This window comes from Vibrio sp. 1F169 (assembly GCF_041439605.1).
Lineage (GTDB): Bacteria > Pseudomonadota > Gammaproteobacteria > Enterobacterales > Vibrionaceae > Vibrio > Vibrio tasmaniensis_A.
On sequence record NZ_JBGOOI010000022.1, the window covers coordinates 51,588 to 65,091 of the forward strand.

The following is a 13,504-nucleotide window of genomic DNA, read 5'->3' on the forward strand; positions in this document are numbered from 1 at the left end:
CTCAAAAGGCTCGCTCTCAACAACGATATGCATTCACAAATACATAGACCGATAGAGTCTAACAACAATAATTAAGTCAGAAGATCAAATGGAAATGAACTCGTTATACATCGATGGTAAAGCGGTTGACGCTACCTCAGGCGAAACTTTCGTCAGCATTAACCCTGCAAACGGCGAACCTATCGCAACGCTTGGCCAAGCTTCTTCAGCTGACGTTGAAAATGCGATTGAATCGGCGAAGCGCGGATTTGCGGTATGGTCAGCAATGACAGCCGTAGAACGCAGTCGTATTCTTTTAAAGGCGGTAGAGATACTTAGAGCTCGAAATAATGACCTTGCGAACCTTGAGGTTGTCGATACGGGCAAGCCGTTACAAGAAGCGATCGAAGTCGATGTGGCTTCTGGCGCTGACGTTATTGAGTATTTCGCAGGGCTAGCACCTACGCTGCAAGGCGATCAACAACCTCTTAGTGAATCTCAATTTTTCTACACACGCCGTGAACCGCTAGGTATCTGTGCGGGCATTGGCGCGTGGAACTACCCTATCCAAATCGCAATGTGGAAATCGGCTCCAGCACTCGCTGCGGGTAACGCGATGATTTTCAAGCCTTCAGAAGAAACGCCGCTAACGGCACTTAAGCTTGCTGAAATCTTCACAGAAGCTGGCCTTCCTGATGGCGTGTTTAACGTAGTTCAGGGCGATTACCGTGTCGGCCAAATGCTCACGGCGCACCCAGACATCGCTAAAGTGTCGTTCACAGGCGAAACTGGTACAGGCAAAGCGGTAATGTCAGACAGTGCTAAAACACTCAAGTCTGTAACGATGGAGCTCGGCGGTAAATCACCAATGATCATCTTTGATGATGCGAAATTGGACGATGCGGTGTCGGCTTCAATGGTCGCTAACTTTTACACCCAAGGCGAAGTGTGCACTAACGGTACTCGCGTTTACGTTCATGAAAATATCTATAACGATTTCATCGACCAACTTAAAACACGCACTGAAAAGCTCATCATTGGTAACCCAATGGACATGGAGACTCAGATCGGCGCGTTGATTTCTAAAGAACACCTTTCAAAAGTCCTTGAAGCAATTGAGCTGGCTAAACAGTCGGGTGCAACTCTGCTGACTGGCGGTTATCAAGTGACGGACAACGGCTTAGCAAACGGCAACTTTGTTATTCCTACGGTATTCACAGATTGCCATGACGACATGCCTCACGTTCAGCAAGAGATCTTCGGCCCTGTAATGTCAGTGTTGAAGTTTACGGACGAAGACGATGTGATTCGTCGCGCTAATGAAACCAAATATGGTCTTGCGGCTGGCGTGTTCACGCAAAACCTTTCTCGCGCTCACCGTGTTATTCATCAAATGCAGGCGGGTATTTGTTGGGTTAATACATGGGGGGACTCACCTGCAGAAATGCCTGTTGGTGGCTACAAACTTTCAGGGGTTGGCCGTGAAAACGGGCCAGAGACTCTACTCCACTATACGCAGACTAAGAGCATTCTTATTGAACTTGGCGACTACGCCAGCCCTTATGCCTAACGCGTAACACTCAATTTTATGGGTTAGCTTAACAGAGCGAGCCCTACTGACTCATCTCAGGGAAATCAAAACATGGAACAACGCTACGATTATATTATCGTCGGCGCGGGTTCGGCCGGCTGTGTGTTAGCGGATAGGCTAACGGAAAGCGGTGAACATAGCGTTTTATTATTGGAAGCGGGTGGTACGGATAAGAGTATTTTTATCCAAATGCCGACTGCGCTTTCTTACCCGATGAATACTGAAAAGTACGCTTGGCAATTTGAGACCCAACAAGAACCGGGCCTTGATGGACGTGAACTGCATTGTCCACGTGGCAAGGTGTTAGGTGGCAGCTCATCGATCAACGGCATGGTTTACGTTCGTGGCCACGCTTGTGACTTTGACCAATGGGAAGAAGAGGGCGCAGCCGGTTGGAATTACCAAGCTTGCTTGCCTTATTTCCGCCGTGCTGAATCATGGAATAAAGGTGGTGACGAATATCGTGGCGACAATGGCCCTGTCGGCACTTGTAACGGCAACGATATGGCGCTCAACCCACTTTACCAAGCATTCATCGATGCAGGTAAAGATGCCGGTTACCCAGAAACTCAAGATTATAACGGCTACCAGCAAGAAGGCTTCGGCACCATGCACATGACGGTAGACAAGGGTGTTAGAGCCTCAACCTCTAACGCTTATCTACGTCGTGCATTGAAGCGTTCAAACCTCACCTTGAAAAAAGGCATCGTGGCACGTCGTTTCTTACTTGAGACACAAGACTCAACAGGCCAATCCGGCTTGAAAGCCGTTGGTGTCGAGTTTGAAAAGTCAGGCAATACCCAAGTGGCTGTGGCGAACAAAGAAGTGATCTCATCTGCGGGTTCTATTGGCTCTGTTCAACTGCTGCAACTGTCTGGTATCGGCCCGAAAGCGGTACTTGAGAAGGCAGGTGTTGAGCTGAAGTACGAACTCCGAGGTGTCGGTGAAAACCTACAAGATCACTTAGAAGTGTACTTCCAATATCACTGTAACGAACCCATCACGCTCAACAGCAAGCTGGGCTTAGTCAGCAAGGGCATGATTGGCGCAGAGTGGATTTTGACTCGCAAAGGTTTGGGTGCCACTAATCACTTTGAATCGTGCGCGTTCATTCGTTCTCGCAAAGGATTGAAGTGGCCGAATATTCAATATCACTTTCTGCCAGCAGCGATGCGTTACGACGGACAAGCGGCCTTTGATGGTCACGGTTTCCAAGTACACGTTGGACCTAACAAGCCAGAGAGTCGCGGTACGGTTGCGATCACCTCTGCTGATCCGCATGCCAAGCCAGAGATCATTTTCAACTACATCTCAACCGAACAAGACCGCCAAGATTGGCGTGATTGTATTCGCTTAACCCGTGAGATTTTGTCGCAACCTGCGATGGATGTTTACCGTGGTGAAGAGATTCAGCCGGGTCTAAGCATTACCTCCGATGAAGCAATTGACGAATGGGTTAAGCAGAATGTTGAAAGTGCTTATCACCCTTCTTGTGGCTGCAAAATGGGCGCTGATAACGACCCAATGGCGGTGCTTGATGAAGAGTGTCGTGTTCGCGGCATTGATAATCTGCGTGTTGTTGATTCGTCTGTATTCCCAACTATTCCAAACGGAAACTTGAACGCGCCCACCATCATGGTGGCTGAGCGCGCATCTGACCTGATTCTGGGCAAGCCCGTTCTAAATGAGCAAAACGTTCCGGTATGGATAGCACCGGAATGGGAAGAAAAGCAAAGAATCAATAAGCCAGTAAGAGAAGCGTAAGCTTCTGTTCTTGGGTAAAAAATAGCAAAAGTAGTAAAGAATAAAAACAACAAGTAACAAGCAAAAAATAACAAAACTAATTAGTCAAAAGTCAGAAGAACTGCTCTCTATCGGCGTTGATATCGAGCAGCAAAAGGAAAGATAAAAAGGGACCATTATGACGACTCTAAATATTCAGAACGTGACGACAAAAACGTTAACAGCACTAGCCATCAGCTCATTTGCATTTGGTGCTAACGCTTCTGTTGAACCACAACAATGTGAAAACGTACGCTTCGCTGATGTTGGTTGGACAGACATTACCGCAACAACGGCTGTTACTTCTGAGCTACTGAAAGGCCTAGGCTACAAAACCAAAACTGACCTACTTTCAGTACCGGTTACTTACTCTTCAATGGCGAACGGCGATATTGACGTATTCCTAGGTAACTGGATGCCAACTATGGAAGGCGACATCGCTAAGTACCGCGAAGCGGGAACGGTTGAGACCGTGCGTGCCAACCTTGAAGGGGCAAAATACACACTAGCCGTACCAAAATACGTGTACGACTCTGGCGTGAAAAGCTTCGCCGACCTAGCAAAACATGCCGACAAATTTAAAGACCGCATCTACGGTATTGAGCCGGGCAACGATGGCAACCGTCTAATCCAGTCAATGATTGACTCAGACGCGTTTGGCTTGAAAGATTTCAGCTTAGTTGAATCAAGTGAAGCGGGCATGGTATCGCAAGTATCTCGCGCTGCTCGTCGTAGCCAGTGGATCGTTTATCTAGGCTGGGCACCGCACCCAATGAACAGCAACGTTGAGATGGAATACCTATCAGGTGGTGACGACTTCTTCGGCCCGAACTACGGCGGAGCAAATGTTTACACCAATGTTCGTTCAAACTACGTGTCTGAGTGTGCAAACGTCGGCCAACTTCTGCAAAACCTAGAGTTCACTCTAGAGATGGAAAACCAGTTGATGGAAGAGATTCTTAACCAAAAAGTGAAGCCTGAGAAAGCGGCTCAACAATGGTTGAACAATAACCCTCAACAAGTTGAAGCTTGGTTAGACAACGTAAAAACGCATAAAGGTGAATCAGCGACTCAAGCGGTTACTGAATACCTAAAACAAGTTAAAGCTTAGTTTACCTACCTATCGATCTATTTATCAAAGCTCTATAAATAAAAAAGGTGGGCTGACCAATTGTCGATTGGTTTGAAGTAGCCCACCCATAATAAAAGGCAATATTGTGAATTTTATTACGGAAAACAAAATCCCTGTTGGTCAATGGATGGAAGCGGGTGTTGATTGGCTAACAATCAATGCAGCAGGATTCTTTGACGCTATTTCGATTTTTCTAGAAACCGTCATTATGTTTTTAGTCGATGTATTTAAGTGGATGCCACCGGCTTTACCAATCGTGATGACTGCGGCGATTGCATGGTATTTACACCGTAAACCCTCGCTTGTGATTTTCGTGGTTGCAGCTTTGCTGACTATTTTAAACCTTGGCTACTGGCAAGAAATGCTGGAAACCTTTGTCCTCGTGTTTGCAGCGACAACGATTTCCGTATTAATTGGCGTTCCAGTTGGCATTATGGCCGCGCATCGCCCTTGGTTGTATACGGTGCTTAGACCCATTCTTGATTTAATGCAGACGGTTCCGACGTTTGTGTATCTGATTCCGACTTTGGTTTTATTCGGCTTGGGCATCGTTCCTGGCTTAATCTCGACCATTATCTTCGCCATTGCCGCGCCAATTCGTTTGACCTATTTAGGCGTCACCAAAGTGCCTGAAGAGTTGATTGAAGCGGGTAAAGCGTTTGGTGCAAGCCGCATGAAATTGCTGATGAAAGTGGAATTACCGGCTGCCTTACCAAGCATTATGGCGGGTGTAACTCAATGTATTATGTTGTCGCTTTCGATGGTGGTTATCGCCGCTCTTGTCGGTGCTGACGGGCTTGGTAAACCTGTTGTTCGCGCATTGAACACAGTGAACATCTCACAAGGTTTTGAAGCCGGGTTGGCGATTGTATTAGTCGCTATCATTCTTGATCGCTTATGCAAAACACCAAACCAGAAGGAAGCTTAATCATGTCTAACTCTCAGGAAAAAAAGACAATGGACGCGATTACCATTAAGAATCTCGATGTTGTGTTTGGTGATAAGCCGAAGCAAGCGCTTGAGCTGCTCGATCAAGGTAAAACTCGTCAAGAGATCATTGATGAGACTGGCCAAGTGGTTGGCGTAGATAATGTGTCGCTGACCGTTGAAGAAGGCGAGATTTGTGTGCTGATGGGTTTGTCTGGTTCTGGTAAATCTTCTTTGCTTCGCGCAGTAAACGGCTTGAATGAGATCAGCCGTGGCTCATTGGCGATCAAAGATGGAGACAAGCTGGTTGATTTAGGTGAACACTGCGACGAAGCGACCTTACGTCATCTTCGTACTCACCGCGTCTCTATGGTGTTCCAAAAGTTTGCCCTAATGCCTTGGTTAAACGTGTTAGATAACGTGGCGTTTGGTCTAGAAATGCAAGGCGTAGCCAAAGATGTTCGTCGTGCTAAAGCGCGTGAACAACTTGAAATGGTGGGTTTGGCAGAGTGGGAAACCAAGTATCCGCATGAGCTTTCTGGCGGTATGCAGCAGCGTGTTGGTCTAGCGCGTGCCTTTGCGATGGATACCGACATTCTTCTTATGGATGAACCGTTTTCAGCGCTGGATCCGCTGATTCGTGCGCAGTTGCAAGATGAGCTAATTCTATTGCAAAACAAGCTTAACAAAACGATTCTGTTCGTGAGTCATGATTTAGACGAAGCGCTGAAGATTGGTAATAACATTGCGATCATGGAGTCAGGTAAATTGATTCAACATGGTAAGCCTGAAGAGATCGTACTCACGCCAAAAACGGAATATGTGAAAGATTTTGTCGCACACACTAACCCGTTGAACGTACTGAAAGGTCGTTCGTTGATGCAGCCACTGGATTCTTTGAAACAAGAAGATGAAAGTTGGAAGATCTGTGACTCTAAAGACTTATGGATCGAGCAGAGTGAAGGTACTTTGTCTGTAAAAGGTGAATCGACTTTAGCGCTTGTTGAGTGGAACGAATCTGACGATTTGACGGCAATCAGCGCATCGAGTGTTGTAGTGGCAAGCCCAGAGATCGGCATGCGCGATGCGATTAAACTGAAACAGCTAAGTAATCACCCGATTTTGCTGGTGGAAGACAATAAACTGGTCGGTATTTTGGATAACAGTGAATTTTATAATGCACTTACTGGTAACTTTCAGATGAATACAGCCGCGTAAAATTTCGTTTTTCAGCTTAGCTATTGGGGCTGGTTTTTTATTGGGTGGAGAGGGTTAAATCTCTCTACCTCTATGATTATTAAAATATATTATTCTTTGAGTTTGTATTCTCTGACTCATTATTTTTGTCTTCATTGAAGCTTTGATTCCCCCTTCATTAGGCAAAAGTGCCGTACCACGCAAGTTTAGTGGTATAGAAAAGATTGAGAATAGTATTAACATCAGTACAATGCGGAAAAATCAATGAAGTAAATTATCAATTTACAGTGTAATTCGAGCGATCCTAAGCTGTTCAGTTTGGAAATCTCATCGCCACGGCACTGTAAAGTCACTCACAGTATATTAGTACAAAGGTCTGCATCTTGGATAAACATGACGAAATCTTGGTCGCTATTCGCCAAATTATTCGCGCTATCGATTTACACTCGAAAAAGCTGAGTAAAGAGTATGGTTTGACGGGCCCTCAATTGATTTTAATGCGCGCAATCCAAGAGATGGGTAATGTGACGATCAAAGAATTGTCTAATCAAACTAATGTGAGTCAAGCGACGACAACGACGATCATCGATCGCTTGGAATTGAACGGCTATGTACAACGTGTTCGCAGCTCGTCAGATCGCCGAAAAGTACACGCAAATCTGACTGAAAAAGGTCAAGAGCTACTTAACAATGCGCCACCACCGCTACAAGATAACTTCGTTAAAAAATTCCAAAATTTAGAAGCATGGGAGCAAAGCCTACTGCTTTCTTCGATGCAACGTGTGTCTGCAATGATGAACGCCGAAGACATCGACGCAGCCCCAGTTCTACAGCTTGAAGGCATTGCAAACGTAGTCAAGAGCTAACGTAGTTTTAAATTGTCTAGCTAAGAAAAAGTTTAAAGAGTTATAAAATGGTCGCATCAAGCGGCCATTTTTTGATCTTGGCCTCCCAATTTTTCTGACTTTACTAATAAAAATCATCTTTTAGTTGTAGCCTATCGATATAAGCTAAGGTTTTGAAAGACTAAGTATCAAGCGAAGGTATCTATATAGGCTATTGTATCAAGTTTGTGCTGACATATGATGATCTTCTCGTTGTGTCTAATCTCCCCACTTCTAAACGACAAAACTTTTTTCAAGATAAGCGCATGCCATAAAACGAAAACAACAACCTTAAATGGCTCGTTTGGTACCTTAAAATGGCCAAACTAGGGTGTTTTAAGTTGCTGTTTTTGTTGGTTTTTAATTTGATGTTTTCTTAAGATCACAATGGTAGTCTTAGCTTGATTTCTTTAGGGGGCTAAATGGACACCAATAACAGTACTTATCATCAGCACAGTTTTGCTCAGCAAGATCTATCAGAGCTTACATTTACGGCCTGTACGTTTATCCGTTGTGATTTCAGACGTTCGAACTTACGTGATGCAACGTTTATTAACTGTAAGTTTATTGAACAAGGCGATATTGAGGGATGCCACTTTGATATTGCCGATTTACGAGACGCAAGTTTCCAGAATTGCCAGTTGGCGATGGCGAACTTTAGTAATGCGAATTGCTATGGGATTGAGCTGCGTGAATGCGACTTAAAAGGAGCGAATTTTACTCGTGCTAACTTTGCCAATCAAGTAAGTAATAGGATGTACTTTTGCTCTGCGTATATTACGGGCTGTAACCTGTCATACGCCAACTTGGAGCAGGCCTGCTTGGAAAAGTGTGAGTTGTTTGAAAACCGCTGGATAGGGACTTACCTTGGCGGTGCGTCACTGAAAGAGTCTGATCTCAGCCGAGGCGTGTTCTCCGAAGATGTATGGGGGCAATTCAGTATGCAAGGGGCTAACTTGTGTCATGCGGAATTAGAAGGGTTAGACCCTCGCAAAGTGGATACGACAGGGATTAAGATTGTCGCTTGGCAACAAGAGCAGTTGCTTGAAACCATGGGTATTGTTGTGATGCCTGATTGATTTTCCAATTTTGCATATCACGCTGTAAAACTCGGTTGTCGTATCACTCTGTCGTAATTAACCACAGCAGTTAGAAGAAAAGCCCAAAGCTAACAACTTTGGGCTTTTCCGTATTTGGAGTCCGTAACCTGCAATTTATCAAAGCGACTCCTCAAACTGAGAGCGAAGTAATCTTGTGAGTCTTTCGGTTTGATATACTCAGTGTTCATTCGATTAAGATGATGGAGATGATATGTCGAAAACCGCGAAGATCATTAATGAAGATAAATTGCTCAAGAAAGCTCTGGAAGTCGGTTCTAAAATGGCAAAGTTACAAGGCTTTGATTTGCCACACTCATCTCAACCTATAAAAGTTAAGGCTGTGTACTTGTTTCTTGTTGGAGTTAATCAGATCACGCCTTTACCTGAAAGTAAGCTTGATGGCGCGAATATTAAGAAGCGTTTAGCACTATGGATCCACAAGGCTCTGCCTGATAATGATCCCCTGAAGTAATTCGCGATTAACTCAGTGATTCGAATTTGTTTCTTTTGATTGCCAATTTATGTTTACTTGAAAAACCTAGCTATCTCACGCTAGGTTTTTTTGTTTTAGGTATCTGCGTTTCAATATTAGAGCCTAAGCCATCTCTTTTTAGAGCGTCACTGTTTACCTTATTCAGTATTGGAGTCGTCGATATTTTTGCTGATTCCTATCCTTCCTACTCAGGCACTTGAACGCTGTATTTTATGAATTGCACTAACGATTTCCTTTCGTCTATTCCCTTCAAGACTCTCAAATTTATACCGACCCAATAAATACATTAGAACTCAAAGTATTATTTAATACATATAATACTTACGCAAGTGTGATCTGTGTTGCTAAAATTTGATTTTTAGCGCTAATGTGTTGATCTTTGTGTATGGGAAATGCTCATAATTAAAAGGAATTTAATTAGAGTTCAAAGGAAATGTCTCGGTATGATTACGTCAGCGCCTTGGATATTGTATCCAGAGGTTGTAGAAAAGATGATTGAAAAATGGAATTTTCGTGAGCCAGAAGTTTCGGATGGCAACAACATTTATCAATTAATTTCAGAGTGCCCCCCATTAGATACTAACTCTTCATATTGCAATTTCTTGCAGTCTACTCACTTTAGTAAAACTTGTATTTTAGTGGAGCATGAAGGTGACCTTGCTGGCTTTATTTCTAGTTACCAAAAACCCAGTGAGCCCAATGTTCTCTTTATTTGGCAAGTGGCGGTGGCGCCTAAGTTTAGAGGCAATGCTTTAGCCTACAAGATGCTGAACACCTTACTTAAACGAGAGGGCCTAAAGAGCATTGAAGCGATAGAAACGACTATCACTAAATCAAACCAAGCGTCTTGGGCATTGTTCAAAAAGCTGGACGAAAAAAACGGTAACACCGGGAAAGTGACTACTTTCTTAGATGAAAATCTTCACTTTAACGGGCAGCACGATACCGAATACCTCTATCGAATCCTCCTTAAATAATCAAACACTTATAGGAATTAAATAACGGCATTATCATGGATATTTTTAAAAAGCAGGAATCTAACGTACGTTCATACTCGAATAGTTTTCCAGTTACTTTTAGTAAATCAAAAGGTTGCTGGCTTGAAACAAAACAAGGTGATCGTTACATCGATTTTCTTGCTGGAGCAGGATCTCTCAATTACGGTCACAACAATCCAATACTTAAGCAAGCCTTGCTTGATTACATTGAAATGGACGGGATTACGCACGGCTTAGATATGCATTCAGAAGCCAAAGCTGAATTCTTAGAAGCACTTACTCGCTTAATTCTAGAACCAAGAGATCTCAATTATAAAGTTCAATTTACTGGCCCAACAGGAACCAATGCCGTTGAAGCCGCGATTAAATTGGCTAAAAAAGTGAAAGGCCGAAGTAGCATTGTAGCGTTTACCAATGGTTTTCATGGTTGTACTGCAGGTGCACTGGCTGCTACGGGTAACCAACATCATAGACAAGGCGCGGGCTCAAACCTTAACAACGTTACGCGTTTGCCATTTGAGGGTTACGCTGGCATTGATGGATTAAAATTGTTCGAAACGATGTTAGCTGATAATTCTGCCGGTATGGATAAGCCAGCAGCCGTCTTATTGGAAACGGTTCAAGGTGAAGGTGGATTGAATGTCGCTTCAAATGAGTGGTTACAGCGTTTGAGTAAAATTTGTAAAGCTCACGATATCTTAGTCATTGTCGATGATATCCAAGCGGGTTGTGGTCGAACGGGTACGTTCTTTAGCTTTGAACCTTCAGGTATCAAGCCAGATATAGTCACTCTGTCTAAGTCGATAAGTGGTTATGGCTTACCGATGGCCGTCGTTTGATTAAAGCCTGAATTAGACAAATGGCAGCCGGGAGAACACAACGGCACCTTCCGTGGTAATAACCATGCGTTCGTTACCGCTACGAAAGCGTTAGAAATGTATTGGTCAAATGATGATTTTGAAAATCATATTCAACGTAGCTCAAGCATGGTTGATGATGTCATTCAACGCAATATCAAGCGTTTCCCAGAGCTGTTCGTTCAACGCAAGGGACGTGGAATGATGATTGGCATTGAATGTAAAGATGGAAACACGGCTGACGAAATTGCCAAAACGTGTTTTGAAAACGGTATGGTCATTGAAACAGCTGGCCCTAACGATGAAATAGTGAAGTTCTTTTGCCCACTGACGATATCTGAATCGGAACTGATGCAAGGTTTAACCATCTTCGAAGATTCAGTAGAAATTGTAGCAACTAAGTATTTCAAGAAAGTATCGTAATAGGGACAGTAAAATGATTGTTAGAACACTTGATGAATGTCGCAATAGCGAAAGACGTATTGTTTCGGATAATTGGGAAAGTACTCGCATGTTGTTGAAAGATGACAACATGGGTTTTTCATTTCATATCACGACAATTTATGAAGCGACGGAAACACATATTCATTACCAAAACCATTTAGAATCAGTATATTGCATGAGTGGTGAAGGCGAAATTGAAGTGGTTGGTGGTGAGACTTATCCCATCAAACCTGGGACACTTTATATCCTTGATAAGCACGATGAACACTATTTACGTGCGTATAAAAACAAAGAAATGGTTATGGCGTGTGTATTCAATCCGCCAATTACTGGCGCTGAAGTTCACGATGAAAACGGCGTTTATCCTCTGGTTGATTAACCGACTTTTTCTGGGGTGAAATCTCACCCCAATTTCCATTTATCTAGTCTTTATTGCTTCTCTATAACTAAGGTCTTTTATGACATTTACCGTAGAAAAAATCGGCGGTACATCCATGACAGCATTTGATGCTGTGCTCGACAATATTATTCTCCGCCCGAAAAATCCGTACAATCGAATTTTTGTTGTGTCAGCTTATAGCGGGATGACAGATGCACTTTTGGAGTGCAAAAAAACAGGCAAGCCAGGTGTTTATCAATTGATCGCAATGCGTGATGATTCTTGGGAAGAAGCGTTATCTTACATTGAAAGCCGTATGTTGTTGATCAACGAGCATATTTTTGCAGATCCTATGAATCGTGCGCGTGCTGATAAGTTCATCCGGTCGCGTATTTCAGAAGCGAAGAACTGTATTACAAATATCCTTGAAACGTGTCAATACGGTCAGTTTTCATTGAGGCATTACTTGCCTCAGATCCGCGAGTTTCTCTCTTCAATTGGCGAGTCACATAGTGCGTACAATACGGCTCTTAAATTGAAAAATATTGGTATTAATTCAACCTTTGTTGACCTTTCTGGTTGGGATAACAAGACTCCTCAGAGTTTGGACGATACCATCAGAGACGCTTTTTCAGACATAAATGTGGCTGAAGAGCTACCTATAGTGACGGGTTATGCCTATTGTAAAGAAGGTTTGATGCATACTTATGATCGTGGTTACAGTGAGATGACGTTTAGCCGTATCGCGACTATGACTAAGGCATCACTGGCTATTATTCATAAGGAGTATCACTTTAGTTCGGCCGATCCAAAAGTCGTTGGGGTTAGCTCAGTTAAACCAATTGGAGCGACTAATTATGATGTTGCCGATCAGTTAGCAAACCTTGGTATGGAAGCTATTCATTCTAATGCCGCAGCAGGGTTGCGCGAGAGTGGAATCGAACTACAAATAAAGAACACTTTTGAGCCAGAGCATGAAGGTACACTGATTTCTTCAGATTACCGCCCAGACACCAATCAGATCGAGATTATTGCCGGAAAGCAGAAAGTATATGCATTGCATGTATTTGATCAGGGGATGGTCGGTAAGGCTGATAACGTCAGTTATGAACTAATGGAAATTATCGCGGATGCGAGAGTTAACCTTATCGGAAAAGAGATGAATGCTAACTCTATTACGTATTATCTAGGCGGCAGTTCAGAAAGTTTAAATAAGGTGTTTTATAAGGCAGAGAAGCGATATCCGAAAGCATCTATTTCGGGACGTATGGTCGCTATCATTTCGGCGATCGGCTCTCAAATTGACACCAATAAAACGCTAGCGAATGGCGTATTGGCTTTGATGAGCAATAGTGTTACGCCCATTGCGTTACATTCGTCGATGAGAAACGTGAATGTACAATTTGTTGTGAGCGACGATAAGTATCAAGAGGCCATTTGTGCATTACATGAAGAGTTTTTTGAACAAAAGCAAAAGGTCACATCATCAGTGAATGCTGCTTAAATAAAGAGCGGTGAGCCCATCCCATCGACTAACTGAACGTTTGATCTGTAGGGTTGAGACTGCAAAAAATTCTGTGTAAAGGCCATTTTTATGATTAATGCCGTTCGGATAAGCATTATTGCTTGAACCTGAACGGATATTTGGCTGGGACAAAGAGGACTGAACGTGGAAACGTTCGGTCCTTTCTTTTATCTGGAAGAATGAAGTGACTCAAACTGTCTCTCATCCTTTTCAGTT

Annotated in this window: 11 protein-coding genes and 1 pseudogene; all 12 read left to right on the forward strand. The window is 43.4% G+C overall.

Going from position 1 to position 13,504, the window contains the following annotated elements:
- Positions 1–88: 88 nt before the first annotated feature.
- Positions 89–1,549 carry a betaine-aldehyde dehydrogenase gene (betB, locus tag ACED53_RS11080; RefSeq protein WP_017100464.1) on the forward strand — a complete coding sequence of 487 codons (1,461 nt, stop codon included), beginning with the start codon at positions 89–91 and terminating at the stop codon, positions 1,547–1,549.
- Positions 1,550–1,621: 72 nt separating this feature from the next.
- Positions 1,622–3,334, forward strand: a complete 1,713-nt coding sequence (gene betA, locus ACED53_RS11085) for a choline dehydrogenase (RefSeq protein WP_017100463.1) — start codon at positions 1,622–1,624, stop codon at positions 3,332–3,334.
- A gap of 157 nt (positions 3,335–3,491) precedes the next feature.
- Positions 3,492–4,463: a choline ABC transporter substrate-binding protein gene (locus ACED53_RS11090; protein ID WP_017100462.1), complete on the forward strand. Its 972-nt coding sequence runs from the start codon at positions 3,492–3,494 to the stop codon at positions 4,461–4,463.
- Between the two features lie 106 nt (positions 4,464–4,569).
- The gene (choW, locus tag ACED53_RS11095; protein ID WP_009845976.1) at positions 4,570–5,412 is read left to right on the forward strand and encodes a choline ABC transporter permease subunit; all 843 of its coding nucleotides are present in this window, start codon (positions 4,570–4,572) and stop codon (positions 5,410–5,412) included.
- 2 nt (positions 5,413–5,414) lie between these two features.
- Entirely contained in the window at positions 5,415–6,629 is a 1,215-nt protein-coding gene (gene choV / locus ACED53_RS11100) for a choline ABC transporter ATP-binding protein (protein ID WP_017100461.1), read from the forward strand.
- A 362-nt stretch (positions 6,630–6,991) separates the two neighbouring features.
- A complete protein-coding gene (locus tag ACED53_RS11105) occupies positions 6,992–7,474 on the forward strand; it encodes a MarR family winged helix-turn-helix transcriptional regulator (protein WP_009845974.1) in 483 nt (160 codons plus the stop codon).
- A gap of 440 nt (positions 7,475–7,914) precedes the next feature.
- The gene (locus ACED53_RS11110) at positions 7,915–8,571 is read left to right on the forward strand and encodes a Qnr family pentapeptide repeat protein (protein ID WP_012600074.1); all 657 of its coding nucleotides are present in this window, start codon (positions 7,915–7,917) and stop codon (positions 8,569–8,571) included.
- 232 nt (positions 8,572–8,803) lie between these two features.
- A complete protein-coding gene (locus ACED53_RS11115) occupies positions 8,804–9,064 on the forward strand; it encodes a DUF5062 family protein (protein WP_009845972.1) in 261 nt (86 codons plus the stop codon).
- Positions 9,065–9,528: 464 nt separating this feature from the next.
- Positions 9,529–10,062: a diaminobutyrate acetyltransferase gene (gene ectA, locus ACED53_RS11120; RefSeq protein ID WP_012600076.1), complete on the forward strand. Its 534-nt coding sequence runs from the start codon at positions 9,529–9,531 to the stop codon at positions 10,060–10,062.
- Positions 10,063–10,097: 35 nt separating this feature from the next.
- A pseudogene (gene ectB, locus ACED53_RS11125) lies at positions 10,098–11,363 on the forward strand (diaminobutyrate--2-oxoglutarate transaminase).
- A gap of 13 nt (positions 11,364–11,376) precedes the next feature.
- The gene (locus tag ACED53_RS11130; protein ID WP_009845969.1) at positions 11,377–11,763 is read left to right on the forward strand and encodes an ectoine synthase; all 387 of its coding nucleotides are present in this window, start codon (positions 11,377–11,379) and stop codon (positions 11,761–11,763) included.
- 79 nt (positions 11,764–11,842) lie between these two features.
- Positions 11,843–13,267, forward strand: a complete 1,425-nt coding sequence (locus ACED53_RS11135) for an aspartate kinase (RefSeq protein ID WP_012600078.1) — start codon at positions 11,843–11,845, stop codon at positions 13,265–13,267.
- Positions 13,268–13,504 lie beyond the last annotated feature (237 nt).

Excerpts from the sequence above, each read along its gene's own strand:
- betB (WP_017100464.1), top strand. The coding sequence starts at position 89 with ATGGAAATGAACTCGTTATACATCGATGGTAAAGCGGTTGACGCTACC.
- betA (WP_017100463.1), top strand. The coding sequence starts at position 1,622 with ATGGAACAACGCTACGATTATATTATCGTCGGCGCGGGTTCGGCCGGC.
- ACED53_RS11090 (WP_017100462.1), top strand. The coding sequence starts at position 3,492 with ATGACGACTCTAAATATTCAGAACGTGACGACAAAAACGTTAACAGCA.
- choV (WP_017100461.1), top strand. The coding sequence starts at position 5,415 with ATGTCTAACTCTCAGGAAAAAAAGACAATGGACGCGATTACCATTAAG.
- ACED53_RS11110 (WP_012600074.1), top strand. The coding sequence starts at position 7,915 with ATGGACACCAATAACAGTACTTATCATCAGCACAGTTTTGCTCAGCAA.
- ACED53_RS11115 (WP_009845972.1), top strand. The coding sequence starts at position 8,804 with ATGTCGAAAACCGCGAAGATCATTAATGAAGATAAATTGCTCAAGAAA.
- ectA (WP_012600076.1), top strand. The coding sequence starts at position 9,529 with ATGATTACGTCAGCGCCTTGGATATTGTATCCAGAGGTTGTAGAAAAG.
- ACED53_RS11130 (WP_009845969.1), top strand. The coding sequence starts at position 11,377 with ATGATTGTTAGAACACTTGATGAATGTCGCAATAGCGAAAGACGTATT.
- ACED53_RS11135 (WP_012600078.1), top strand. The coding sequence starts at position 11,843 with ATGACATTTACCGTAGAAAAAATCGGCGGTACATCCATGACAGCATTT.